Below are 23,253 nucleotides of genomic sequence, written 5' to 3' on the forward strand. Positions count from 1 at the left end.
GAAATGCGCTGTAATATTTTGAAAGTGCCGGTTGTACAATTTTTAAAGTGCGGTGAAAGGAAATTGAAAACCGGTCCGGGTAGGTTCCCCCGGCAAAATGTAGCTTATGTCATCGCCACGGCCTGTTCACATTTCAATAACAAAACATCCTGTAAACCCGCCTGTTATGAGAAAAGCAGCGGTTATCGGCGCCCGGCGCATCCGGTTGGTACGGGCATCGGTGAGTATTTGCACGGGCGGGGGGCATGGGGTGACATCCATCCCGGAAAAATTACCGGCTACTGCGGTGCAGGCGACAGTGCCTTATCTATTTACTAACAATTAACAAAATCAGTAGATTTATTCGGTATATTGGGGTCAGAAACCCGACTTGAATTATTGGAAAAACCACGCTGGAAGACTTTTAAAACCCAGAACATGCCATACCCCGCAAAAACATCCTTACAACTATTCAACTGGATTAACCCGGTTATCCAGGCCGGAACTAAAGGCCTGGCGGAAGAAAGAGCGAGAAAGATAAGGACGATTAATAGCATTTGTCTTATTACCGCCATACTTGCCGTATCGGTGGGAACTATATTTTATCTCTACTCTGGGCAAATAGGTATTATGTATCCTGCAATTGCGGAGGGTGCATTGTTTATGGGAATTATTGGGCTTAATAATCTCAGAAAATATGAGGCGGCCAATATCGGAATGTTGGTTTTACATTGTCTCTGTGCATTGTATTTCGCTACAATTCTGGGGCCTACCATCAATATTTCGCTGATTGTCGTATTCATGTTCGGTATCAGTTTCCTGATCTACCGAAAAAGGTGGCAGCGTTTTACGGGATTTGCGTCTGCTACGCTTACGCTCATTGCCATTGAGGCGATTTACTATAATCATCTCGTTTCCCCGCTGGAACTTACCGAACAATTTCAATATTTGCTTCGCTGGGTAGCGCTACCATGCTTTATGATGTTCGATTTGCTGGTACTTGCTCATTATGTAAAGGAGAACAAAGAACTGTTGCAGCAGGTTTCCATGCTTGTTTTTAAGACATCTCATGAAATGAGAAACCATCTCGCCAGCAATACTATTTTAATTGATTTACTGAATACTGAAGTGAAAGGGCATCCGGAATACGAAAAGCTCCGTCCCTATATGGATCAGTTAAATGCCATCAACCACGGCATGAGCAATATTGTAAGCAATGTTTTAAGTATGGGAGAGCTCGAAAATGGAGTTCGGACCGAATTGAATCCTGAACCAGTTGCCCTGCTGCCATTCTTGCGAAACATTGTGAAAATCCAGGAAATAAATGCAGAGTCGCGGGGATTGCAGATACAATTACAGGTCTGCAAATCTTTACCTAACGCTATACAATGTGATTCCCGCCAATTGGGCATGGCGATTACAAATCTGATTACCAACGCGATCAAATACAGCTACGAAAATACGACCATCTTCGTAAAGCTTACCACTTCTGCTACGCACCCGGCACAAATGTGCATTGCTGTAACAAATTCCTGTCAGGACATTCCGGCAGACAAGATGAAATCGTTGTTCAACAAATTCGTTACTGCCAAGTCAGACAACAAAGTACAAGGATCCGGCCTGGGGCTTTACATCATACGAAGTATCGTTGAACAAATGGAAGGCAGGTTCTTCGCCCAAAGTGAAAACGGCCAAACTACGTTCACCATTCTTATACCGCTGGTACCCGCAACAATCGTAAAAGCCAAGCCGGAGAACCATGCCTTGCTTCAATTCCCCGGCAAGAAAATATTCTTTGCCGAAGACGATATCATGCAGAATAAGTTGCTATTTACGCTGCTTACATCTTTTGGCTGTGAAGTATTCAGCAATTTGAACGGAAATCAGTTACTTGAAAAAATAGAGGGAACCATTCCACTCCCCGAGTGTATCATGCTCGACGATAACATGCCCGGCCTCAACGGTTTAGAAACGTTACATTACCTGCAATCAAATGATCAATATCGTGACATCCCGGTAATTATTGTCACCGGCAAAAATGACCCCAACGATCTCTGGCTGAGCAAAGGTGCTGCCGATGTTTTGAAAAAGCCTTACGAAAGGCAGGACCTGCTTGCGGCATTAGGCCGGCACCTGCAAATGCAGGTACCAGCCTGATAGTAATCCTATACAGCTTCTTTAAGTTTGGCAAGGTCTTCTGACGGATGACCGCCTTTCTTGTAGCGGTCTGTCAATTGGAGGGTCCAATGCAAATAACCCGAAATCATTAATTGTAGATTTTCAACATATTGATGCAATGCATCATTATACATACCCACTTCCGGCAATTGTTCTTTCAATCTTAAAAACTCCTCAACATCCGCATCGTGAATAGCCAGTGCCCTGATATACGCCTCGCTGAGTGAACAGCCGCTTTCGTGTTCGATCATCAACACCAAGTTTAACACATCCTTATCCTTCTCAAGATGTGCTGAAAAATAGTCATTTGACCAGGCAAGAATACGGCAGCTAAGCTGCTCAAGGCGGTCCACTACCGGATGCAACACTACAATATCCGGAAGTACAGTCCCGGTGATCACTTCTGCTAGATGGATCATCGGATAAACATTCACCGCTTTCATCCGGATGTCTACAAATGTTTTAAAATCAGGGAATATTTTAGGAACCCGGTACCCCACTTCCTGTTTCAATCCATCAAAATACATATCAATGCTATTGCAGAACCGGTCCAGCCAAACAGGATCACCTATTGCCAGCAATTCCTCCCGCATTTTCGGCAAAGATGCAAAAATCAACTCATCGCTGGTGAATATCCCATATCGCAGGGCCTTCATCGATATCCGGCGGATACGCTCGATCTCAGCCGGCTCCGAACGCTCATGGATATCATCCACCGTAAAAGCCCAAATAAAAAAACGGCAGATCGCCGTCAGTTGCTTCATCGATGCATGCGGAAAGATACAGCCGCCGCAATGCCCCATTCCCGTTTTGCCGTATTTGAACTTCATCTTATCGGGCAGCCAGTTATAATCCGTCTCGATCCAGGTACGGAGAACGGCTTCCATGGCTGCGGCATTTTCGTTGAGTTTGTGGGTGAAGGAATACTGCAGTGCATTGGCATTAAGGATCTCTTTCATGGTAAAGTGCTTTTTAGATAAAGAAATATAAATGTGTAATTGTCTCTCTTAAATTGGATAATAGAGGATGCCACGGGCACAGGCCTTCCGCCTGTCCGTCTCATGCCATCCCCGATGTGTTCGCTGTCTGATGAATTGAGAAAAGTGTCACGATAGAAGTGCGCCTTTTCCGTGTCCTATGGTTACCGTTACCCGGTTGGATAACTGCTTAAAAGTTACACTTATTAGCCGGATGTTTTATAAGTCAATCAGTTAATGTATCCCGTTGCGATTTTGACCTGCGTAACCCTAATGTCTTATTTTGTTAAACAAGGGTGAATTTTTGCCAATGAATGTTTCAACATTTATCTTGATAATCCGGCAGGTTGGTATTTACCGGATATGTTTGCCCGTACTTGTAAAATGAATTGACACTGAAGTTATTATCTTCTACCAGGGATGATCGCTCTTGCCTTCAGGGGGCAAAAACCGCAAGAAATATTGAAAGCACTGTCTGTTGAAGGGTTTCTATCTTCTACCTGCACAAAATTAAATGTAAGGTATGTCAACGAAAAAGCCGGTAGCTTCACGAGGAAACCACCGGCCCAAAAAAATCTCTTTCCCGGCAAACGTCACTTCACCCAGTAAGTGTTCAGGACATTTCCTTCACTGAATTCGCGGGAAGACACCAATTCCAGCCCTGTACGCCCGAACCCCGGCGGGAACGCGGGAATGCCACCGCCCAGCAATACAGGCACCGTAAATATGCGGTACTCGTCGATCAGGCGGAGCGCCGTCAGCTGCGAAACGATCGTGCCGCTGCCCAGCAGCACGATGTCATTGCCATCTTCTTCCTTCAGTTTTCGTACAAAACTTTCCATCGGCTCCTTCACCAGGTGCGCGTTGTTCCAGCTCACCGATTGCAGGCTGTTGGAAAATACGTATTTGGGCAGCTCATTCATCTGCCGCGTCACTTCCGGGTTGTTGTCTGTGGCGCCCGGCCAGTAGCCCGCCATCAGGTCGTAAGTGATCCGGCCGAAAAGGATGGCGCCGGAGGAATTCATCATCTTCACACCGTAGGATTCATATTCTCCGTCTACATTGTGCCAGTCGATTTCCCGGTTGGGCCCGGCGATGTAGCCGTCGAGCGAAGCGAGATTGGAAACAAATAGTTTGCGCATAGTTTGTTTTTACTGGTAAGGCATCGGCGGATAATTGAGCAGCCGGCGCCAAAGGCCCAGCTGACCGATGCAATAAGATTCACGGTCAATGCAATATAACAACATATCCAGCAGGTTGATCTCATCCATGCCCGGCATCGGCCAGGGGTTGGGACCGTTCAGCTTATCGGCGCCCGCCCTGGCGAAGGCCTCCCGGAGGATGGGCGTGATGCGTTCCCAGTCGGCCCGCAGCGTGTCCAGCGAAGGGTACTCCGCGTCGGCCTGGATGCCATTATGGTTGTCGAACAATGCGTGGGCCTGCTGTTTTTCATTCAATCCCAATGCATTGGCCATTTCGAACCTTTCCTGCACCAAACTTCCTGCCAGCCAGATGGGATGGTTGGCCGGGGTATCGAGCCGCTTGCGGGCATCCTCCTCGGTCAGCCCTTCCAGCACGAAATTGAACATGGGCGTATGCCCGTCGTACAGCAGCAGCCATGCCGCTACTTTACCTGCTTGCGCAACTTCTTGTGTATTCATAATTTCTGGTTTTTAAGCAATTTTCAATAAATGCGTGTAAGCACGGGTCCGCTTCGCGATGAGCGTTACCGCCAGCCCCAGTATGCCCGTGAGGGTGAAAACGAGCGCTATGCCACGGTCCAGCCCGGTGCCGAACCACGGCCCGATGAGCCTTGCGCCTTCGCCATCCGTCATAAAAGGAATGAAGAAGAAATGCGCCAGCGGGCCGATCATGATGGCTGTCAATGGCGACGCCGCCTGTTCGATACTCTGCGCAAACCCGAACACGCGGCCCTGGCGCTCCAGCGGTATCACTTTCTGGATGATGGTCTGCTCCGCCGCCTCCACCACGGGGATCAGGCAGAGGTATACGAACATCCCCACTGCCAGCAACACGATAGAAGCCTGCAGCGCGAAGAAGATGCAGATGGTCCACATGACGATATTGCATAGGAACAACGTCCGGATGGGCTGCCTGCCCAGCCCCGTGCGCGACACGGCGATGCCGCCCACGATGAACCCCAGGCTCAGCACGCCCCAGAGCACACCCCATACTTCTACCGACACGAGCGACAGTCCGTATGGATCCATTAAAGCCATGAAAACCCCGCCCAGGAAGTTATTGAACGTATTAAAGAAGATCAGCCCGAACAGGCCGGGGATCTGCCGCACGATGTTGATAGTGCCGCGGATATCGAGCCGGGGTTTCTCTTCGTGCGGCTCCCGTACGAGCGTTTCCTCCATTTTCACAAAGGAGAGGTGCAGGATGCAGAGGAGCGTTCCGCCCACTGCCGCGGCCATGGTCCAGAAGATGCCGAGCAGCCCGATAGCCAGCCCGCTGAACACCGACGCCACGAGGAATGCGGTGCCATTGGCGGTGCCCACGAGGCCGTTGGCTTTGTCGCGCGTGTCTTCCGGCACGAGGATCGTTACGACCGTTGGCAGGGTGATGTATCGCAGATTGCCTGCCAGGGCGCCCAGGAGCGAGAGCACTATAAAAACCCACAGCACAACGCTCCCGGGGTTTTTGAAAGTCTCCGCCGGCGTGAGGGCGTACACCAGTGCCGCCAGCGCGAAAAACACCAACGAAGCAATGCTGGACAGCATCATGACGCGCTTCTTCTTGTAATGGTCTACGATGGAACCGAGGTAAAATCCGGAAACTGCGACGGTGCCGATATAGATGCCCGCCATCCAGGAGGTGGTGAGTACAGACCTGGTTTCCAGGTACACCCAGAAGGTGACCGCAAACCACACGAAAGTATTGGTGATGCCGGCAACGATGGAATTGATGAGTATTGCGTAAAACGGTTTCATGCATTCAGGTTAAATGGGTACTACAATGGTACGCCCATTCCGCGAAACGGATGATGGCAGGAAGCGACAATTTACAGGGGAAATCGGGCCAGCCTAGTTATCAAGCTGGCGATAATCGAACTGGTGGCGGATGAACCGGTTGAAGAACTGGCCTTTGGAGCCCGACTGCAGCATGCGGGCGTATACATCCGGCGGTACGGGCTGGTAGGCATATACTTTCCCGGAAACGAAAGTGATCACGAGGATTTCCGTTTCGGGGTTGTAGCGCATATGCCGGATAACGGTGGAGGGCATGGCGCGGTGTTTTATTCGTCATAGCCGCCCGGCTTCTGATGGTCGGGGTCGTATGGCGGAACGTTCCGGTTAATGAGTTTATCCTGGCCTTTGTCGCGCGTTTTGCGGTTCTGCTGGATGATGACATACAACAGGATGGCGCTTACGAGCACGATGAATGCAATCAATCCTGAGTTCATGATATGGTGTTTACCCAAGGTAGTGGAAGAATGATGCCAGAGTGGGGCCGGGGCGGGGATTTGGCAGTGGGAGAAGAGAGGAGGAAGAAGGGATTCCCCGCGCTGTGGATTTTCTTCTACGCCGGATCGGCATTGTTTGAAATAATGTAAATTAGGGATACCGGCACACTTGTTGGCCGGTGAACCTTAAATCTTCGCTTTATGAATAAATTCTGGAGAGCATTGATCGCGGGATACGGCGCCAAGAAACTGGGCGGCGGATGTTTAAGCACCATCCTGATCTTTATTATCATTTACTGGGCGCTGGGGCATTGCGGGTAAGCGCTACAGTTTAGTGCCGCAGTACTTGCAGAACTTCGCGTCGGTGTCATGCCCTTCGCGCCCGCAGCCGGGGCAGGCGTTGGCGGAGTGGCCTTTTTCGCGGTAGGCGTGGGCCATTTCTGTAGTCACGATACCGGTGGGAACCGCGATGATGCCATAACCCAGCAGCATGATGAAGCTGGCGATGAACTTTCCGAGCGGGGTGGAAGGCGCTACGTCTCCATAGCCTACGGTGGTGATGGTGACGATCGCCCAGTAGATGGACTGGGGGATGCTGGAGAAGCCCGGGTTATCTTTTTCCACCAGGTAAATCACGGATCCGAGTATAATGACGCAGGTGAGCACGAACAGTATGAAGATGCTGATCTTGCGCATGCTGCGCGCCATGGCTACGGTCAGGAAGCGCATTTCGGAAATGAAGCGGACCAGGCGGAAGATCCGGAAGATGCGGAGGAGGCGCAGTGCGCGGAGTACGAGCAGGGATTGCGCGCCGGCGAATGCAAAGCTGACGTAAGAAGGAATGAGGGCCAGGAGATCGATGACCCCGAAAAAGCTGAACACGAACCGGTGCGGTTTATGGATACAGCTCAGCCGGAGGATGTATTCGATGGTGAAAAGGGCGGTGAAGAGCCATTCAAGAACAAAAAAAAGGCCGCCGTAGCGGTCGTGCAGGCTTTCGACGCTGTCGAGCATGACAACGAGAATACTGGTCAGGATACAGCCGAGCAGGGCAATGTCGAATGCCTTGCCGGCGGGTGTATCTGATTCGTAAATAATCTTTTGCAGGCGTACCTGCCAGGGTTTCAGCTGCCCCATCAGTCATCCTCGTCTTCTTCCTCTTCCAGCCATTCCAGGTAAGCATAGTACCAGTCTTCCAGCTCATCCAGCAGCTGTTGTTTCTTTTCCGGCTCGCCATGGAAATATTCTTCCACGTTATCGATCTCTTCCACGATATCGATATAAGCCATTTCTTCGTCTTCTTCCACGCGCTTCGCAAAGAACCGGGGCTTCTCGGTATGAAAGATATACTCGTTGTCCGGGTCCGTTACGGGATCATCTGCAATCATGAACTTCGGTAGTGCCATTGGATAATCATTTTAGTTACAAACCAGTGAACACAAAAATATGGATTTAACCGGTATGAAAAACATCTAAATCCGGTATGCCATTTGTGGCCGCGCGCAATTAAATTTTCATCTTTCATTTCCCGGAAAACCATATTACCTTTGCAAACATCTGATGATATGATGAACAAAGGGACCATATTAAGGCGCAATAGCCTGGCAGACGATGTTGCTGCCGGCCTGCAAGCGCAGATCGCCGGCGAAACCTACGCCGTGGGCGACCGCCTGCCTGCCGAGCCTGAGCTCATGGCGCAGTTCGGCGTGGGCCGCAGCACCGTGCGGGAAGCGGTACGGCTGCTCGTCAACGCCGGCATGCTGCGGGTGCAGCAGGGCCAGGGCACTTTCGTAACGTCGCGGCAGCCGCTCACCGGCCCGCTCGGCAAAAAGCTCCACGGGGCCGATTACCAGGAGCTCAATGAAGTGCGCCTCCTGCTCGAAGTGAAGATCGCCGAAAAAGCAGCGCTCCACCGCACCCGCGACGATCTCGCGCGCATGAAGACCTACCTCCGCGCCCGCGAGAAATTCGCCAAATCCGGAAATGTAGACGCCACCATGCAGGCCGACGTACACTTCCATACCAGCATCGCCGTGGCATCCAAAAACAGCATCATGCTCGAGCTGTACCAGACCATCGCCACGCATATGCTGCAGTCGTTTAAAGACCGCCATAAAGACACGAGCGATTTCGCCATCACCCAGTCCATGCATAAAGCCCTCCTCGACGCCATCGCCGACCAGGACCCCGCCGCCGCATTGCTCTGGGCCACGCGCATCAGCACCCATAACCGTTGAAACCATTCTTTACACTATAAACATCAGATGATCTGACAACAATGGACACTACGCTTGAAACGGACGACCCGCAGGTACAGGCCAGGCAACTGGCGGAGAAGACCGCCTTTTCCGTGCTTATCGCCCTGAGCTTTACGCACCTGCTGAACGACACGATCCAGTCCCTTATCCCCGCGATCTATCCGCAGCTGAAGGATTCCCTTCACCTCAGTTTTTCGCAGGTGGGGCTAATCACCCTCACCTTCCAGCTTTCCGCTTCCATCCTGCAGCCGCTTGTGGGACTGTACACCGACAAGCGCCCGCAGCCGTACTCCCTGGCCATCGGCATGGGATTCACGCTGGTGGGACTGCTCTGCCTCGCCATGGCGCATTCCTTCGCGATCGTACTGGTTTCGGTGGCGCTCGTGGGCATGGGCTCGGCGGTTTTCCATCCCGAAGCTTCGCGGCTGGCGTACATGGCTTCCGGCGGAAGGCATGGCATGGCGCAATCGCTCTTCCAGGTGGGCGGCAATACGGGCAGCTCCCTCGGCCCACTGCTCGCCGCGGCCATCATCGTGCCTTTCGGGCAGTCGAGCATCGCGTGGTTCTCGCTCATCGCCATGCTGGCTATTTTCGTGATGCTCCGCATCAGCAAATGGTACCTGGGCAACACCCATCGCATCAAACCGAAAAAACAAGCCGGCCATCATGCCGCCATACAACTGTCGAAAGGGAAAGTGGCATTTGCGCTGGGCATCCTGCTGCTGCTGATCTTTTCCAAATACTTCTACATGGCGAGCTTAACCAGCTATTACACGTTCTACCTCATCGGTAAGTTCAACGTATCGGTACAGGCCGCGCAGGTATATCTCTTCGTGTTCCTCTTCGCCATCGCGGCGGGCACCTTCATCGGCGGCCCCGTCGGCGACCGCATCGGCCGGAAATACGTGATCTGGATCTCGATCCTGGGCGTAGCGCCCTTCGCATTGCTCATGCCACATGCCAACCTGTTCTGGACCGTGATCCTCAGCGTCTTCATCGGTGTGATCCTTTCCTCCGCGTTCTCCGCCATTCTCGTATATGCGCAGGAGCTCATGCCTGGCAAAGTAGGCATGATCGCGGGGCTGTTCTTCGGGTTCGCATTCGGCATGGCAGGCGTAGGATCTGCGCTGCTGGGGGAACTGGCCGACCGCACCAGCATTTACTACGTGTACGAAGTGTGTGCATATCTTCCGCTGATCGGGCTGCTCACGGGCTTCCTTCCCAACATCGAAGGCAGCCGCAAAAAATAAGCATCCCTTGTCTGTTAACGAAAAAGGATGGCCATTACGGTCATCCTTTTTCTTTTTGCGGTGCGGGGAAAAACTACAATCGCAGGTAAGAAGTCAGCTGGATCGCATGCCTGTTTTCGGAATACCTGTACGGGCGCGTGTAATGGTGCATGTACCCCAGCTCCAGGTCGAACTTGCGGCTGAAGCGGTACCCCGGGCCAACAAACATCCGGTTTTCGCTGATGCCGGTTTGGCCGTAGTAGGAATTTTTGTTGAGGTCGATGAATACTTCGTCCTGCAGGGCGGCATACATGCCTTTCGTGAAATGCTTATCGCCATTGAACGGCAGCATGCCCCTGAGCTGGTACCGGAAGCGGTGACCCGTATAATATCTTGTTTCTTCCAGGTCGGCAGGGTGGTAAATGGTTTCGCTCAGGAAACGTTGTTCCAGCCGGGCGCGGTGTTCGAGCCGGAGCATTTTAACCGGGTGGGTGAAGGCGAACTGCTGCCAGATGCGGCGTTCTTCTTTGGCGCCCCTGTCGGTATAATCGATGTGGGCATAACCGGCCGACGCGGTCATACTTTCATTGATATGATAATTAAGACCGGGGCGGAGCACGATCGTCTGGTTCGGGCTGTGGCGCTGCCCGAGGCGGTACTGGAGTTCTGCATAGACGCTGAATTTGGATTTGGGGATACGGAAAGTGGAGTAATGGGTATACCATCCGCGGATGTCGATCTGGGCCATCATAGCTCCCGATTGCAGGAGCAGGGCAAGGAGGATAAGCATGCGTTTCATGATCCGAAATTAGGGTGCCTTTCGCGATACCGGCCGGCTTAAACCGACAGTTCAGGCACAAAAAAGGACGGCTCGCGGCCATCCTTTTTTAAAGAAATGTTAAAGCGGTTTACAACCTTACATACGTGGCCAGCTGGATCACGTTGTTGGTAACGTGGAAAGTGTTCTGCCCGTTGAAGCGCATCGTGTAATGATGCAGGTATCCCGCCTCCAGGTCGAATTTGGAGCTGAAGCGGTAACCGATGGCGCCGTAGGCGCGGTTCTGGTCGAAAGCGTGGCTGTTCGCGTACCCGGTGTTGGCGAAATTGATGAAGATTTCGTTTTGCACCGCGCCGAAGAACCCTTTCGTGAAACCGGCCCGCCCGCTGAAAGGCAGCAATCCTCGTACGAAATACCGTACCCTGTGGGATACGTTGCTTTCCACTTTCTCCGGCTCCCGCCCATTCATGGCCGCCACAACGGGAATGAAACGCTGCTCTACCCGCACGCGGTGCTGGAACGGCATGAACTTCCCGATGTTGTGGGTAACGATAAGCTGTTCCCAGATCCGGTGCTCGGAAAACATCTGCCCCAGCGCACGGTTGCCGACGTTGGCGTAGCCTGCGGTGAGGATGATGTTCTTCCGCGCGTGGAAGTTGACGCCGGGCCGCACGATGTAGGTTTGCAGGGATTCCCAGTTGTCGGAGCTGCGAAGCTGCCCGTCGAAATGGATGCTGAATTTGCTGTCCGGTATGCGGTAGGTGGAAAAATTGGCAAACCAGCCGCTGAATTGGCTTTGTGCCACTACGGAGGCGCTTTGGATGAGGAGCGCGCATAATAGAATTGATCTGATCATATCTTCAAAAATAACACATGATCATCCCCCCACCAACCCGCCACCAGCCGTTTGTCCGTTAAATCTTACCTTTGCCGTATTAAATAGTGATGAACATGCCGGTATTGACCGCTACAGATTACGCTGCCCCTTTCCTGCTGAGCAACCGGCATCTGAACACGGTTTTCCCGACACTGTTCCGCCGTATCGCCCCCGCGCTCTACCAGCGCGAGCGTATTCCCACGCCCGATAATGACTTCCTCGACCTGGATTTCAGCCGTACCGGCAGCCGCAGCGCCGTCATCATCCTGCACGGCCTGGAAGGCAATTCCACCCGCGTATACGTCACCGGGATGGTGCATATTTTCAACGACAGCGGATTCGATACCGTTTCCATGAACTTCAGGGGCTGCAGCGGGGAAAGCAACAAAGCCCTCCGCTTCTACCATAGCGGCGAAACGGGCGACCTGCAAACCGTCATCGACCACATCTCCCCGCATTACGACCACATCCACCTGGTCGGGTTTTCGCTGGGCGGGAATGTGATGTTGAAATATGTGGGCGAGAAGGGCACTTCCATTCCCAAAATCGTCAAATCCGCCGTGGCGGTCTCCGTACCGGTAGACCTGCTCGACAGCTCCACAGAACTGGAAAAGCGCCACAATGCCATCTACCGGATGCGCTTCATCCGCTCCCTGGGCGAAAAGCTCACCGAGAAAGCCAAAGCCTACCCCAACGATATTTCCCTGCAGGGATTCTCCGCCATCCGCACTTTCCGGGAATTCGACGACCGCTATACCGCACCCCTGCACGGCTTCCGGGACGCGTTAGACTACTGGCGGCAGTCCAGCTCCGTATTTTACCTGCAAGGCATCTCCATCCCCACGCTCCTCATCAACGCCCTCGACGATCCCTTCCTCGGAAAAGGCTGCTATCCCTTCGACGCGGCTTCCGCCAACCCGAACTTCCACCTGGAAACACCGGAGAACGGCGGCCATGTGGGTTTCGTCACTTTTTCGGAGAAGTATTACTGGTCCGAAAAGCGCGCCTGGCAGTTCATCCGGCACCACCGTTGATCGCGGAAACGGCAGATTCTGTAGCTTTATAGTATGGAAAGAATACAGTCCCTCGAAGAATTCTACCGTGCGAAGCAGATCCCCGTTCCGGAAGGCATGAACCGGGAACTGGGACATTTCAACGTTTTCAACTCCTCCGACTATATCGGCAAAGACATCCCGATGCCTTACAGCCGCAAGGATTTTTATAAAGTCGCATTCGTCAGCGGCCGCAACCGTTATTTCTTCGCCGACAAAACCATGGATGTGGACCAGTTCGGCCTCTTTTTCGCCAACCCGCAGGTGCCTTACCAATGCGAGCACCTCGACGAGCGGCAGGCGGGCTTCTTCTGCATCTTCACGGAAGCCTTTTTCCACGGGCATTCCTCCCTCAAACTCAGCGATTTCCCCCTCTTCCGCCCCGGCGGCACGCCGCTCATCTGTCTTCCGGAAGCGCAGGTGCAGCCTGTTATCGACCTTTTCCAGAAAATGATCGCCGAGCTGCATTCGGATTACGCCTATAAAAACGATCTGCTGCGGAACTACGCGATGGAGCTGATCCACCTGGGCATGAAGCTGCAACCTTCCGCCGCGCCCCATTTGCCTACGAACGCGGCCACACGCATCTCTTCCCTGTTCTCGGATCTGCTGGAACGGCAGTTCCCCATCGAATCGCCGCGGCAGCAGGTGAACCTGCGCACGGCCTTCGACTTCGCGGCACAGTTATCCATCCACGTCAACCATCTCAATAAAGCGCTGAAAGACGCGACGGGCAAATCCACCTCGGATCACATTGCCGACCGGGTGCTCCAGGAAGCCAAGGCCCTGCTGAAGCACACCGATTGGAATGTTTCCGAAATAGGGTACAGTCTTGGGTTCCAGGAACCCGCCCACTTCAATAATTTCTTCAAGAAAAAAACACAGCTCACGCCCCGCACTTTCCGTACAGCCTGACGGTCAGGACGGATTCTTCCGGAACACCGCGGTGTCCGTTGCCAGCACGGGCATGCGGTAGCCGCCGGTATCTACGTTCGCATCGGGCAGCGCCTTGCGAAGCTGCTCCACGCCCGCGGCGGATACGCCTGTGCCGTACAGGAAAACTTCCTGCAGACCGGCTTGTTTGTGGAGATATCCCAGCCCTTTATCGGTGATTTTGGTGCCGGTGAGGTTGAGGTATTTGAGTTGTTTGGCGTTGGAAAGATATTGCAACCCCTGGTCGGTTACGCCCGTGTATTCCAGCTGGAGCCGCGTGAGGGCGGGCAGCCCTGCGATGACCTGCAGGCCGCTGTCGCCCATGGCGGAGCCGGCGAGGTTGAGCCATACGATTTGTTTGCCCAGCGGTTGCAGCAGCTGCGCCTCCGCGTTGCCGAAAGCGGGCGCATTCACCGCGCTCACCATCACGAACCCGCTGTTGGCCGCAACGGGCATCACTTTCAAACCGGTATGCACGAGCGCGTTCACGGCTTCGGTGGGCGGTTCGGCGGTCTCGGAAAGCGGCATGTAGGGATGGGTGCCGTCGCCGGAGGGTTTCATGCCTTCGAACGCCAGCTGGATGCGCGGGGACTTCTTCAGTTCGCGGACGGTCGCGGAATCCGGGGCGCCCTGCTGGATCCACCAGTAGAGGATTTCCAGGTCGAGCGGCGTGAGTTGCGGCTTGCCTTTGGGCGGCATGCGGTGGTCGTCGGATTCGGGAAGGATGAGGCGCTTGTAGAGCTCGCTCATTTCGGGGATGCTGTCTTTCAGCACCGGCCCGTTTTCCCCGCCCGCGCGGATATGCGCGATGCCATCGAGCCGGAGGCCGCCTTTCAGCTTTTGTTCGTTATGGCAGGTATAGCATTTCTTTTCGAGGATGGGCTGAACGAGGTGTTCGTATACTTTGGCGTCGTCGATGTTTTTATAAGCGGCGGCAGCAGGGGCCTGCTTCTTCCCGAACGGCCAGGCGGCGGTGAGATAATCTTCGCCATGGGTGAGGTTGCCACCGTAATGTCCCGCAACCGAAAGCGCGAGGATCATAAGGGCGGACACCGGCAACCAGGATTTGCGGAACAGGCCGTATTTGCGGAATATGCAAAGCACGATGGAAAGCACCGCCACGGCAATGCCCATCCACATATGCAGGTTCAGCGCGGCTTCGTCGTACCCGCCCGACAGCGACAGCAGGTAACCCGCCACGCATGCCGCCACGGCGGAGATAGCACCAAACAGCAATGTCGGTAATACGGCCGCGCCCAATACGGCCAGCTGCCGGAAGCGGCTCAGCCATTCGAGGACGAACGCGATGATCAGGATACCGATCGGCAGGTGAACGAGTAAGGGATGGAACCGGCCGATAAACAGTCCCCATCCGCTTTGCAACAAAATCGTCATGCGCCGTAACGTGCTTTTAAAAGATCTTTCATATGTACATTGATGGCCCATTGGTCGGCCAGGGGTTGCCGGGTATAAGGTAAGGTCGGCATGTAATCCGCGGGCCCGAATTCGGTGAGCACGGTCATGACTTCGCCTTTGGCGCGTTTCATTTTCGCCACTTCATCCCACCATGCAAAATGCGCTTTCACAGCATGTTCCCATTCCGGTGCGCGGGGATCGTTCACCTGCGGCCCTTCCGGGTGGCCGATCCTGGCGTGGATGTGGCCAACGCGCTGGAGCGCGAGGGCTACGGTTTCCTGCTGGTCTGCCAGGAAGGATTCGTGCACATTACACCAGTGCGAAATATCCAGCGTCAGGCGGAGATCGGGTTTGGCTTCGATGAACTTCCGCGTGATATGCGCGGCGAACATCATGCGCGCGCGGTGCGTTTCGTGGTAGATGGGTACGCCCGACGACCGGGACACGCGCGTGGTGATATCGATCAGCAGGTTATTCTGCAATTCGGTGTAATAATCCCGGCCGGAATGGCAATTCACGTACAGGGGTTTCTTCCGCCGGTTGCCGGTAGCGGCCAGCAGGGTAGCTTCGAATGACTTCGCGTGTTCGGTGAACTCGTTGCTGCCCCCTGAAGCCAGGAACCCTACTTCCAGTCCGTACTTTTCCACGGCGTCGAAGATCTCTTTCTGTGCTTCCGGCGAGCCGGGCCACCACACTTCGATGCCGTCGTAGCCGGCTTCTTTGGCTTTCTTGCAGAGGGCGTCGCGGTTGCCGGGGAAACCCCAGTCGGTAGCCAGCACTACCAGTTTAAAACCTGCCTGCGCGGCCGGCATATTCGCCACGGCCGGGAGTTGCGACAATAAAGTGCCCGCGCCCAGGGCAGCGGTGCGCTGGAGAAAATTCCTCCGGTTGATCGTTTGTTGCATGAACTATCCTAAAATTTCCTGAATAACATGACCATGCACATCGGTAAGCCGGAACGGCCGCCCCTGGAACTGGTAGGTCATTTTTTCGTGATCGAATCCTAATTGTTGCAAAATGGTAGCGTGAACGTCGTGCACTGCAACCTGTCCTTTTACGGCGCTGAACCCGATCTCGTCGGTTTCGCCCCAGCTGCCGCCGCGCTTTACGCCGGCGCCGGCCATCCACATGGTAAAGGCTTCCACGTGGTGGTCGCGGCCCATGTAAGGCATGTCTTTACCGTCGCGGTTTTCCTGCATGGGCGTGCGGCCGAATTCGCCGCCCCATACCACCAGCGTTTCGTCGAGCAGCCCGCGCTGCTTCAGGTCGAGCAGCAGGGCGCTGATCGGTTTGTCGATCTCGCGGCATTTGTTGCGCATGCCGTAGTTCACTGCCGTAGCTTCGTCGGTGCCGTGCGCATCCCATCCCCAGTCGAACAGCTGCACAAAGCGGACGCCTTTTTCCACCAGTTTCCGGGCCAGCAGGCAATTGTTCGCGAACGATTCCTTGCCCGGCTCGGTGCCGTATAATTCGTGTATGTATTGCGGTTCGTTATTGATATCCATCACGCCCGGCACAGAGATCTGCATCTTGTAAGCCAGTTCGTACTGCGAAATGCGCGAAAGTATTTCCGGGTCCTGGAAGGCTTCATATTCGAGGCGGTTCACTTCGTTGATGGCCTGGATGCCCTGGTACCGCAAGTCGCGGTTCAGCCCATCGGGGTCGCTGAGATAGAGGACCGGCTCGCCTTTCGAACGGCATTGCACGCCCTGGTACACGCTGGGCAGGAACCCGCTTCCCCAGACGCTCTTGCCGGCATCCGGCGTTTTCCCGCCGGAGGTCAGCACCACGAAACCGGGCAGGTTGCTGTTCTCGGAACCCAGCCCCCACGTCACCCACGAACCGATGCTGGGCCGCCCGAGGCGCGCGCTGCCGGTGTGCATGAACAACTGTGCCGGACCGTGGTTGAACTGGTCGGTCTGCACTGCTTTCAGAAAACTCACATCATCGACCCGCTCCGCGAAGTGCGGCATATAATCCGACACCCAGGCGCGGCTTTCGCCGTGTTGCTGGAAAACCGCCTGCGGCCCCAGCATGCGCGGCACCCCGCGGATGAAGGCGAACTTCTTGCCTTCGAGGATGGATTGCGGGCAGAGCTGGTTGTGCAGTTTCTCCAGTTCCGGTTTATAATCGAACATCTCCAGCTGCGAGGGCGCGCCGGCCATGTGCAGGTAAATCACGCTTTTAGCCCTGGCGGGGAAATGCGGGGCGCGGGGCTCCAGCGGGTTGAGGCTTTGCACCGGCGCGGCAGACGACCCTGAAAACAGGTTGCATCCGCCCAGGAGGGAACCCAGTGCGGTGGCGCCCAGGCCCGTCACGCAGTCGTTAAGGAAGTGGCGGCGGGAGAAAAACCGGGCGGCCCGGTCGTTGGCTTCTTGAATTATTTTTTCTGCCATGATCATCAGGATTTGGTCAGGAACTCGTCCAGGTTCATTAATGCATTGGCGACTACGGTGAGTGCGGCCAGGTGTGCTTTTTCGGCGTCCGGCACCGCGCGCATATTGAATGCGTCCGCGGCGGCGGGGTCTTTTTTGTATTGCTGAAGGGCCTGGTTGTAGAGCTTTTCCAGCACCGCGGTCTTCGCGTCGCTGATATCTTTGCTCATGGCCAGTTTATAGCCCCGTTTGATACAGGCTTTCGCATCCTTGCCCCCGTCTTTCTCCATCCGCTGCGCCAGGGTGCGCGCCGCTTCAAGGTACACGGGATCATTCAGCGTCACCAGCGCCTGCAAAGGCGTGTTGGTGCGGATACGCCGCTGCAGGCATACCTCCCGGCTGCTGCCGTCGAAGGTGATGGAAGATGGATATGGGCTCGTCCGTTTCAGGAAAGTATATACACCGCGGCGGTGCTGGTTCCCGTTTTCGGAAGTCTTCCAGGTGTCGCCGCTGTAAACGGTCATCCACACGCCATCCGGCTGCAAAGGCATCACTGCCGCACCGCCCATGTTCAGGTTGAGCAGGCCGCTGACGGCCAGCGCCTGGTCGCGCACTTGTTCCGACGACAGCCGGAATCGCGGCCCGCGGGCCAGCAAACGGTTGGCAGGATCTTTCTCCTGCAACTCCGGCGTGCTCTTCGAATCGCGGCGGTATGCGGCCGACAGTACGATTTCGCGGAGCATGCCCTTCACGCTCCATTTATGTTTATGTACGAACTGGTAAGCGAGATAGTCGAGCAGGGCGGGATGTGATGGGGTAAAACCCTGCGTCCCGAAATCCTCCAGCGTTTCCACGAGCCCTATGCCGAAAAGCTGCTCCCACAAGCGGTTGACCATCACGCGGCTGGTCAGCGGGTTTTCCGGCGCCATGAGCCACTGCGCGAGGCCGAGCCTGTTGGCCGGCGCGCCTTTGGGGAATGCGTTCAGCGAAGCGGGCGTTCCCGGCTGCACCTGGTCGCCATGCACCAGCCAGTTGCCCCGTTCAAAAATATAAGTCGGACGGAACAGTTCGGCATGGTTCTCCACCATCACCGGCATGTCCGGCGGGTAAGCGGTTACCAGGTCATGGAATTTCTTCTGCATATCCACATACCCCGCCTGTCCTTTGCCCGGCAGGCTATGCCGGAACGCCATCCATTCCACGTTGGCCACGGATTGCGTCGGTTTCAGCGAGGGGTTGCGGAAGATGAAATACAGGTCGTGCCGCCCTTCGAGCGGGCGTAACGTGATCGGTAACACGACATTCCCTTCTTTCAGCGGAACGTTGGCGACAACGGGGCCTTTCAGGCTGTCGGCCCTGATCTCCAGGTGGCCGCCGGGCCCGCCCCAGTAGCGGAGGAAGAGCTGGTCGGCGCCGTTGAGGGGGATATTTTTCATCCGGCAGCTGCCGCCGTGGCGGACGCTCATCCATTTCGTATCGGCGAGCTCACCGTTAATATAAAGGTCAGCATCGTGGGCGTGGACTTTCGGTTCGAGCGTCCGGAGGAAAACCTTCGCGTCCTCCAGTTCGGTGGCGTTGCCGAACTGCTTCACCCAATGTGTGACGGCGTCCACTTCCTTGCGCTGCAGGGAGTCGTAGAACCGCAGTTTGGGATGTTCGCCCTGGGTGTCTTCGTCGCGGGTATTATTCAGGAAGGCCATTAATTTATAATAGTCTTCGAAGCGGAAAGGATCGTACGGGTGGCTGTGGCACTGGACGCAGGCGATGGTAGTGCCCTGCCATACTTCCATGGTGGTGTTGACGCGGTCGATGATGGCCGCGGTGCGGAATTCTTCGTCCTGCGTACCGCCTTCGTCGTTACTCATGGTATTGCGGTGGAAGGCGGTGGCGATGAGCTGGTCGTCGGTGGGCGAAGGGAGGAGGTCCCCGGCGAGCTGTTCGATGGTGAATTTATCGAAGGGCATGTCGGCGTTGAAGGCGTTGATGACCCAGTCGCGGTATCGCCAGAAATCGCGGCGGGTGTCTTTTTCATATCCTTTGCTGTCGGCGTACCGGGCGAGGTCGAGCCACATGGAGGCCCATTTTTCGCCGAACTGGGGGGATGCGAGGAGGGAATCCACCATCCGGGCGTAGGTTTCTTCGCTGAAGCTGGCGGCGAATGCGGCGGCGCGGGCTTCTGACGGCGGGATGCCGGTGATATCGAGGGAGAGCCTGCGCAGGAGGGTTTGGGGATCTGCCTGCGGAGCTGGCTCAACTTTTTCCGCTTCGAGTTTTTCGTTGATGTAATGATCGACGGTAGCATTGGCTACGGGCGCTTCCGGGGCTACGTAAGCCCAGTGCTCGCCCCATTCGGCGCCTTGTTCGACCCAACGGGTGAGGACGTCGATTTCGTCGTCGGAGAGCTTGCTGGCCTTGAGGGGCATGCGCTCTTTGGGATCGTTGGTGTGGAGGCGGCGGATGAATTCGGAGGCGCCGGCGTCGCCGGGGATGATGGCGGGTTTACCGCTTTTGGTGACACCGAGGGCTTCTTCGCGGAAGAGCACGCTGAAGCCGCCGCTTTGCTTAACGCCGCCGTGGCAGCTGATGCAATGCTTGTTCAGAATAGGCTTTACTTCGGTGCTAAAATCCACCTTTTTACCTGAGCCGCACCCTCCGAGCCATGCGGCGGCGAAAGGTATGAGGGCCAGGCCGGCGAAAATCCAGCGTCTGGAGCGAATGGTCATTGTCATGATAAATGGCCGTGGAAACATTTTTTAGATGAACGAATATGACGTATGGACGCAAAATTATAACGCGGGAGCCCTTGTTTAACCGGGTCTTCTGCTAATATCATACAAATCCTTGCTAATATCCTTTACATTAAGTGTACTAAGTACCCAATCTACAAAAACGCGGTAAAATCTGCAAGTTGAGTTTACAAACGGCAAAAAAAGAAGGGTGAAAGAATTCACCCTCCGGTATATGCATACATTAGACATGAGACTTATTTGAGGCCGATACGGACAACGGGACCGTTAATTTTTGTCTGTCCGCGGCCGGGAGGTTTCATTTCCTGTAACCCGCAGCCGGGGCGCGCGGGGGCGCAGCTTTGGCACTTGGGGACATGGACGTTGAAAGGCCGGCGAATCGGCTTGCCGTGAATCAGGCCGGTAATCCGGCTATAGGGCTACCGGCGATTGACCACAGCAGTTATAAATTAATAGAGTGAATTTTGGGGGGCGAGGGGTGAAGTGTGAAAAAAAAATATTTCGTTTTGAATATTTCACCCTTTAGCCAAAAATCCATGTCTAAACCTCGTAACTCATATCTTATGGAATCAATCGCAAGCAGGCTGAAAATCTTCCTGAAGCATAAAAAGCTGGGTACCTCTGATTTTACCAGGCAACTGAAATACAAAAGCTGCGAGAAGATCGCGCGGCTGTTCCGGGTAGAAAATGCCAAGCCCAGCGTGGATATCGTAGCCGATATCGCCGCCCGGTTCTCTGAACTGAGCATCCGCTGGCTCCTGACAGGCGAAGGCACCATGCTCCGCCACACCGCAGCTACCCGTTCCGCTACCCAACCGGAGAACATCCTCCGCGCGGAAGCCCTCGAGTCCCTCCTCCTCCAGAGCCGGATGGAAGAACCCGACGTCACCCACCGAATTTCAATCGCAGAAAACATATAACCAACCATGTCCTTCCTGTGACGCCCCTATTTTTAAAGGGCTGCCCTGAAAAGCAGCCCTTTCTATATTAACGCTCCCTACCATCTGCACATCCGGAAAAGCCATCACTTGGTATAAACACCAGTGCCGCCACTCCCCCGGCGACCGTGGCGGCGGAGATAACGGGGAACGACAGTGGAGCCGATTGACGCATAAAAAAAAGGCACAAGCAGAAGCTCGCGCCCGTTATATTAGCAGCATATTCCTATAAGGCGTTGTTGTGAAATGGACGGCTTGCATAACAACCTGGCCTGCACCATAACGGCAGTCAGGGGCATCCGCATGTAGCTGAAGAATCTCAGGTTTGGAGTCAGTACATTGGGGTCATGCTTCGCATCGTTTCTCGTGGAAGTAAAGGTAAACCGCTTAACATTAAACTCCACCACATAAACATGTGAAATGGCGGTTTCGGCAGACAGAACGTAATATTGATGGTGTAAACCGGTTATTTTTGTACCGTTCAGCCGTTTCCCCCATGCCCCAGGTCCATTTCTTCCTGCTGGCCATCCTGATGCCAGCCTTCATGAGTCTCCCCGCGCCGGAAATCCACCGGTCCCGCATCCTCGCAAACCTGCATGCCGGCCTGCCCTCCCATTCCAACCGGCAGGCGAATCCGCACCGGATACATAAGACTACCGACACCAATGCCCCCTTTTTCTCCCAGCTGACGCAGTCGGAATTCCGGCCGTCCGCGCAGATCGAATGGGCGTTTCAGCAACCGGCCTGGCGGAAAGGCTGGATCTACGGGCTGGCCGCGCTCCTGCTGGCTGCCGTCACCTACACCATCCACCGCCTGCGGATCAACCACATCCTGGCCACAGAAAAGGTCAGGAGCCGCATCGCCCGCGACCTGCACGACGATATGGGCAGCACCCTCACTTCCATCAATATCATGAGCGCCATGGCGCAGAAAAGCGCCGCCCGGGGAGATCACGACAAAACCCGGGAGTTCCTCGGCAAAATCGGCGAAAGCACCACCCGCATGATGGAAAGCATGGACGACATCGTGTGGAGCATCAATCCCCTGAACGACAGCACCCCGCGCGTCATCGCCCGCATGCGCGAATTCACCACCGGCATGCTCGAGGCACGGGGCATCGGGTTCGCTTTCAATATCGATGAGAAGATCTATCACCGCAAACTGCAACTCGATAACCGCCACGACTTCTTCATGATCTACAAGGAATCCATCACCAACATCGCCAAATATGCGCAATGCACCTTCGCCGATATCCGCATCCAGCTACGCAAAGGCCAGCTGGTGCTGCGCGTGCAGGACAATGGCGCGGGCTTCGACGTAAAGGCCGCCGGCGACGGCGACGGGCTCATGAACATGCAGCGGCGGGCCTACCGCATGAACGGGCAGTTCAGCATCCAGAGCCAGATCGGGAAAGGAACGGTGGTCACCCTCATGTTCCCAACCACATAAGCATGTGATTGGCGCGCACCGGGGCGTTCGTTACCTTTACACCAGTTATCAACTACCAAACCCAGGATATGATCCGTATCGTGTTATACGAGGATAACACCAAACTGCGGGAGAACCTTACTTTACTGATCGACGGAGCACATAATTTTGTAGTATGCGGCGCATTCCGCAATTGTGACAACATCCTCCGGCAAACGGACGAGCTGCTTCCCGATGTACTGTTAATGGATATCGACATGCCAGGCACCAACGGCATCGACGGCCTGCGCATCGTGCGTTCCCGTTACCCCCAGCTGCCCATCCTCATGCTCACCGTGTTCGACGATAACCAGCATGTTTTCGAAGCCATCAGGGCCGGCGCCGACGGCTACCTGTTGAAGAAAACCCCGCCGGACAAGCTCCTGGAATACATCCAGGACGTGTACGACGGCGGCGCGCCCATGACTTCCGGCATCGCGCGGCAGGTGCTGCACCTGTTCGCCCGCCAGCCTTCCGACCGCAACGAGATGTACAACCTTTCCGAGCGCGAGAAGGAAGTGCTGCAACTGCTGGTGAACGGGTATAGTTATAAAATGATCGCGTCGGAAATTTTCATATCCATCGACACCGTGCGTTCGCACATCAAAAAAATCTACG

23 protein-coding genes are annotated in these 23,253 nt (G+C 54.9%); 9 read left to right on the plus strand and 14 right to left on the minus strand.

The genetic code is table 11. The annotated features are described in order from the left end of the window. Positions 1-3 precede the first annotated feature (3 nt). Both Q0510_RS13070 and Q0510_RS13075 read left to right on the plus strand, forming a co-directional pair. Positions 4-318: a hypothetical protein gene (locus Q0510_RS13070; RefSeq protein WP_298712348.1), complete on the plus strand. Its 315-nt coding sequence runs from the start codon at positions 4-6 to the stop codon at positions 316-318. A 99-nt stretch (positions 319-417) separates the two neighbouring features. Next, a complete protein-coding gene (locus tag Q0510_RS13075) occupies positions 418-2,136 on the plus strand; it encodes a hybrid sensor histidine kinase/response regulator (protein ID WP_298712351.1) in 1,719 nt (572 codons plus the stop codon). An 8-nt stretch (positions 2,137-2,144) separates the two neighbouring features. Here Q0510_RS13075 and Q0510_RS13080 read toward each other — a convergent pair whose 3' ends face one another. The 8 genes from Q0510_RS13080 to Q0510_RS13115 all read right to left on the minus strand — a co-directional run bounded on the left by Q0510_RS13080 (position 2,145) and on the right by Q0510_RS13115 (position 7,970). Next, on the minus strand, positions 2,145-3,116 hold the full coding sequence (locus tag Q0510_RS13080; RefSeq protein ID WP_298712354.1) for a hypothetical protein: 972 nt from the start codon (positions 3,114-3,116) through the stop codon (positions 2,145-2,147). 611 nt (positions 3,117-3,727) lie between these two features. Then, positions 3,728-4,276 (minus strand): dihydrofolate reductase family protein, encoded by a 549-nt coding sequence (locus tag Q0510_RS13085; protein WP_298712358.1) that lies wholly within the window; start codon positions 4,274-4,276, stop codon positions 3,728-3,730. Positions 4,277-4,285: 9 nt separating this feature from the next. Further along, positions 4,286-4,795: a DinB family protein gene (locus Q0510_RS13090; protein WP_298712361.1), complete on the minus strand. Its 510-nt coding sequence runs from the start codon at positions 4,793-4,795 to the stop codon at positions 4,286-4,288. A gap of 12 nt (positions 4,796-4,807) precedes the next feature. Beyond that, positions 4,808-6,091: an MFS transporter gene (locus Q0510_RS13095; RefSeq protein WP_298712365.1), complete on the minus strand. Its 1,284-nt coding sequence runs from the start codon at positions 6,089-6,091 to the stop codon at positions 4,808-4,810. Positions 6,092-6,184: 93 nt separating this feature from the next. Beyond that, a complete protein-coding gene (locus tag Q0510_RS13100) occupies positions 6,185-6,385 on the minus strand; it encodes a KTSC domain-containing protein (RefSeq protein ID WP_298712368.1) in 201 nt (66 codons plus the stop codon). Positions 6,386-6,396: 11 nt separating this feature from the next. Further along, positions 6,397-6,564 carry a hypothetical protein gene (locus Q0510_RS13105; RefSeq protein ID WP_298712371.1) on the minus strand — a complete coding sequence of 56 codons (168 nt, stop codon included), beginning with the start codon at positions 6,562-6,564 and terminating at the stop codon, positions 6,397-6,399. 324 nt (positions 6,565-6,888) lie between these two features. After that, positions 6,889-7,701, minus strand: coding sequence for an ion transporter (locus Q0510_RS13110; RefSeq protein ID WP_298712374.1), 813 nt, complete (start codon positions 7,699-7,701; stop codon positions 6,889-6,891). After that, positions 7,701-7,970, minus strand: a complete 270-nt coding sequence (locus Q0510_RS13115; protein WP_298712377.1) for a hypothetical protein — start codon at positions 7,968-7,970, stop codon at positions 7,701-7,703. The genes Q0510_RS13110 and Q0510_RS13115 overlap by 1 nt, the downstream gene beginning before the upstream one ends. Positions 7,971-8,111: 141 nt before the next feature. On the opposite strand from Q0510_RS13115, the gene Q0510_RS13120 reads away from it, so the two are divergent. After that, complete coding sequence (locus Q0510_RS13120) at positions 8,112-8,801, plus strand: FadR/GntR family transcriptional regulator (protein WP_298712379.1); 690 nt, start codon at positions 8,112-8,114, stop codon at positions 8,799-8,801. A 41-nt stretch (positions 8,802-8,842) separates the two neighbouring features. After that, a complete protein-coding gene (locus Q0510_RS13125) occupies positions 8,843-10,072 on the plus strand; it encodes an MFS transporter (RefSeq protein ID WP_298712381.1) in 1,230 nt (409 codons plus the stop codon). 73 nt (positions 10,073-10,145) lie between these two features. Here the strand turns inward: Q0510_RS13125 and Q0510_RS13130 are convergent, their stop codons facing one another. Then, positions 10,146-10,850 carry a DUF2490 domain-containing protein gene (locus Q0510_RS13130; RefSeq protein ID WP_298712382.1) on the minus strand — a complete coding sequence of 235 codons (705 nt, stop codon included), beginning with the start codon at positions 10,848-10,850 and terminating at the stop codon, positions 10,146-10,148. A 109-nt stretch (positions 10,851-10,959) separates the two neighbouring features. After that, positions 10,960-11,685 carry a DUF2490 domain-containing protein gene (locus Q0510_RS13135; RefSeq protein WP_298712384.1) on the minus strand — a complete coding sequence of 242 codons (726 nt, stop codon included), beginning with the start codon at positions 11,683-11,685 and terminating at the stop codon, positions 10,960-10,962. Positions 11,686-11,780: 95 nt separating this feature from the next. Between Q0510_RS13135 and Q0510_RS13140 the strand changes: the two genes are divergently transcribed. After that, positions 11,781-12,740: an alpha/beta fold hydrolase gene (locus Q0510_RS13140; RefSeq protein ID WP_298712386.1), complete on the plus strand. Its 960-nt coding sequence runs from the start codon at positions 11,781-11,783 to the stop codon at positions 12,738-12,740. Between the two features lie 33 nt (positions 12,741-12,773). Further along, positions 12,774-13,673, plus strand: a complete 900-nt coding sequence (locus Q0510_RS13145) for a helix-turn-helix transcriptional regulator (protein WP_298712390.1) — start codon at positions 12,774-12,776, stop codon at positions 13,671-13,673. A gap of 3 nt (positions 13,674-13,676) precedes the next feature. Here Q0510_RS13145 and Q0510_RS13150 read toward each other — a convergent pair whose 3' ends face one another. The 4 genes from Q0510_RS13150 to Q0510_RS13165 are packed head-to-tail and all read right to left on the minus strand — an operon-like array spanning position 13,677 to position 20,211. Beyond that, positions 13,677-15,086 (minus strand): c-type cytochrome domain-containing protein, encoded by a 1,410-nt coding sequence (locus Q0510_RS13150; RefSeq protein WP_298712392.1) that lies wholly within the window; start codon positions 15,084-15,086, stop codon positions 13,677-13,679. Continuing rightward, a complete protein-coding gene (locus Q0510_RS13155; RefSeq protein WP_298712393.1) occupies positions 15,083-16,012 on the minus strand; it encodes a TIM barrel protein in 930 nt (309 codons plus the stop codon). The genes Q0510_RS13150 and Q0510_RS13155 overlap by 4 nt, the downstream gene beginning before the upstream one ends. Before the next feature lie 3 nt (positions 16,013-16,015). Continuing rightward, on the minus strand, positions 16,016-17,503 hold the full coding sequence (locus Q0510_RS13160) for a DUF1501 domain-containing protein (protein WP_298712395.1): 1,488 nt from the start codon (positions 17,501-17,503) through the stop codon (positions 16,016-16,018). A gap of 5 nt (positions 17,504-17,508) precedes the next feature. Beyond that, positions 17,509-20,211 (minus strand): DUF1553 domain-containing protein, encoded by a 2,703-nt coding sequence (locus tag Q0510_RS13165; protein ID WP_298712397.1) that lies wholly within the window; start codon positions 20,209-20,211, stop codon positions 17,509-17,511. A 581-nt stretch (positions 20,212-20,792) separates the two neighbouring features. Between Q0510_RS13165 and Q0510_RS13170 the strand changes: the two genes are divergently transcribed. From Q0510_RS13170 to Q0510_RS13180, 3 genes are all read left to right on the plus strand, one after another. After that, the gene (locus Q0510_RS13170) at positions 20,793-21,149 is read left to right on the plus strand and encodes a hypothetical protein (RefSeq protein ID WP_298712400.1); all 357 of its coding nucleotides are present in this window, start codon (positions 20,793-20,795) and stop codon (positions 21,147-21,149) included. 490 nt (positions 21,150-21,639) lie between these two features. Beyond that, on the plus strand, positions 21,640-22,617 hold the full coding sequence (locus Q0510_RS13175; RefSeq protein WP_298712402.1) for a histidine kinase: 978 nt from the start codon (positions 21,640-21,642) through the stop codon (positions 22,615-22,617). Between the two features lie 68 nt (positions 22,618-22,685). Beyond that, positions 22,686-23,253, plus strand: a 568-nt coding sequence (locus tag Q0510_RS13180) for a response regulator transcription factor (RefSeq protein WP_298712403.1), incomplete at its 3' end; no start/stop codon positions are given.

This window comes from uncultured Chitinophaga sp. (assembly GCF_937874145.1).
Taxonomy (GTDB): domain Bacteria; phylum Bacteroidota; class Bacteroidia; order Chitinophagales; family Chitinophagaceae; genus Chitinophaga.

Excerpts from the sequence above, each read along its gene's own strand:
- Q0510_RS13165 (WP_298712397.1), bottom strand. The coding sequence starts at position 20,211 with ATGACAATGACCATTCGCTCCAGACGCTGGATTTTCGCCGGCCTGGCC.
- Q0510_RS13115 (WP_298712377.1), bottom strand. The coding sequence starts at position 7,970 with ATGGCACTACCGAAGTTCATGATTGCAGATGATCCCGTAACGGACCCG.
- Q0510_RS13085 (WP_298712358.1), bottom strand. The coding sequence starts at position 4,276 with ATGCGCAAACTATTTGTTTCCAATCTCGCTTCGCTCGACGGCTACATC.
- Q0510_RS13080 (WP_298712354.1), bottom strand. The coding sequence starts at position 3,116 with ATGAAAGAGATCCTTAATGCCAATGCACTGCAGTATTCCTTCACCCAC.
- Q0510_RS13155 (WP_298712393.1), bottom strand. The coding sequence starts at position 16,012 with ATGCAACAAACGATCAACCGGAGGAATTTTCTCCAGCGCACCGCTGCC.
- Q0510_RS13110 (WP_298712374.1), bottom strand. The coding sequence starts at position 7,701 with ATGGGGCAGCTGAAACCCTGGCAGGTACGCCTGCAAAAGATTATTTAC.
- Q0510_RS13145 (WP_298712390.1), top strand. The coding sequence starts at position 12,774 with ATGGAAAGAATACAGTCCCTCGAAGAATTCTACCGTGCGAAGCAGATC.
- Q0510_RS13125 (WP_298712381.1), top strand. The coding sequence starts at position 8,843 with ATGGACACTACGCTTGAAACGGACGACCCGCAGGTACAGGCCAGGCAA.
- Q0510_RS13170 (WP_298712400.1), top strand. The coding sequence starts at position 20,793 with ATGGAATCAATCGCAAGCAGGCTGAAAATCTTCCTGAAGCATAAAAAG.
- Q0510_RS13130 (WP_298712382.1), bottom strand. The coding sequence starts at position 10,850 with ATGAAACGCATGCTTATCCTCCTTGCCCTGCTCCTGCAATCGGGAGCT.
- Q0510_RS13160 (WP_298712395.1), bottom strand. The coding sequence starts at position 17,503 with ATGGCAGAAAAAATAATTCAAGAAGCCAACGACCGGGCCGCCCGGTTT.
- Q0510_RS13095 (WP_298712365.1), bottom strand. The coding sequence starts at position 6,091 with ATGAAACCGTTTTACGCAATACTCATCAATTCCATCGTTGCCGGCATC.
- Q0510_RS13150 (WP_298712392.1), bottom strand. The coding sequence starts at position 15,086 with ATGACGATTTTGTTGCAAAGCGGATGGGGACTGTTTATCGGCCGGTTC.
- Q0510_RS13075 (WP_298712351.1), top strand. The coding sequence starts at position 418 with ATGCCATACCCCGCAAAAACATCCTTACAACTATTCAACTGGATTAAC.
- Q0510_RS13100 (WP_298712368.1), bottom strand. The coding sequence starts at position 6,385 with ATGCCCTCCACCGTTATCCGGCATATGCGCTACAACCCCGAAACGGAA.
- Q0510_RS13140 (WP_298712386.1), top strand. The coding sequence starts at position 11,781 with ATGCCGGTATTGACCGCTACAGATTACGCTGCCCCTTTCCTGCTGAGC.
- Q0510_RS13090 (WP_298712361.1), bottom strand. The coding sequence starts at position 4,795 with ATGAATACACAAGAAGTTGCGCAAGCAGGTAAAGTAGCGGCATGGCTG.
- Q0510_RS13135 (WP_298712384.1), bottom strand. The coding sequence starts at position 11,685 with ATGATCAGATCAATTCTATTATGCGCGCTCCTCATCCAAAGCGCCTCC.
- Q0510_RS13105 (WP_298712371.1), bottom strand. The coding sequence starts at position 6,564 with ATGAACTCAGGATTGATTGCATTCATCGTGCTCGTAAGCGCCATCCTG.
- Q0510_RS13070 (WP_298712348.1), top strand. The coding sequence starts at position 4 with ATGCGCTGTAATATTTTGAAAGTGCCGGTTGTACAATTTTTAAAGTGC.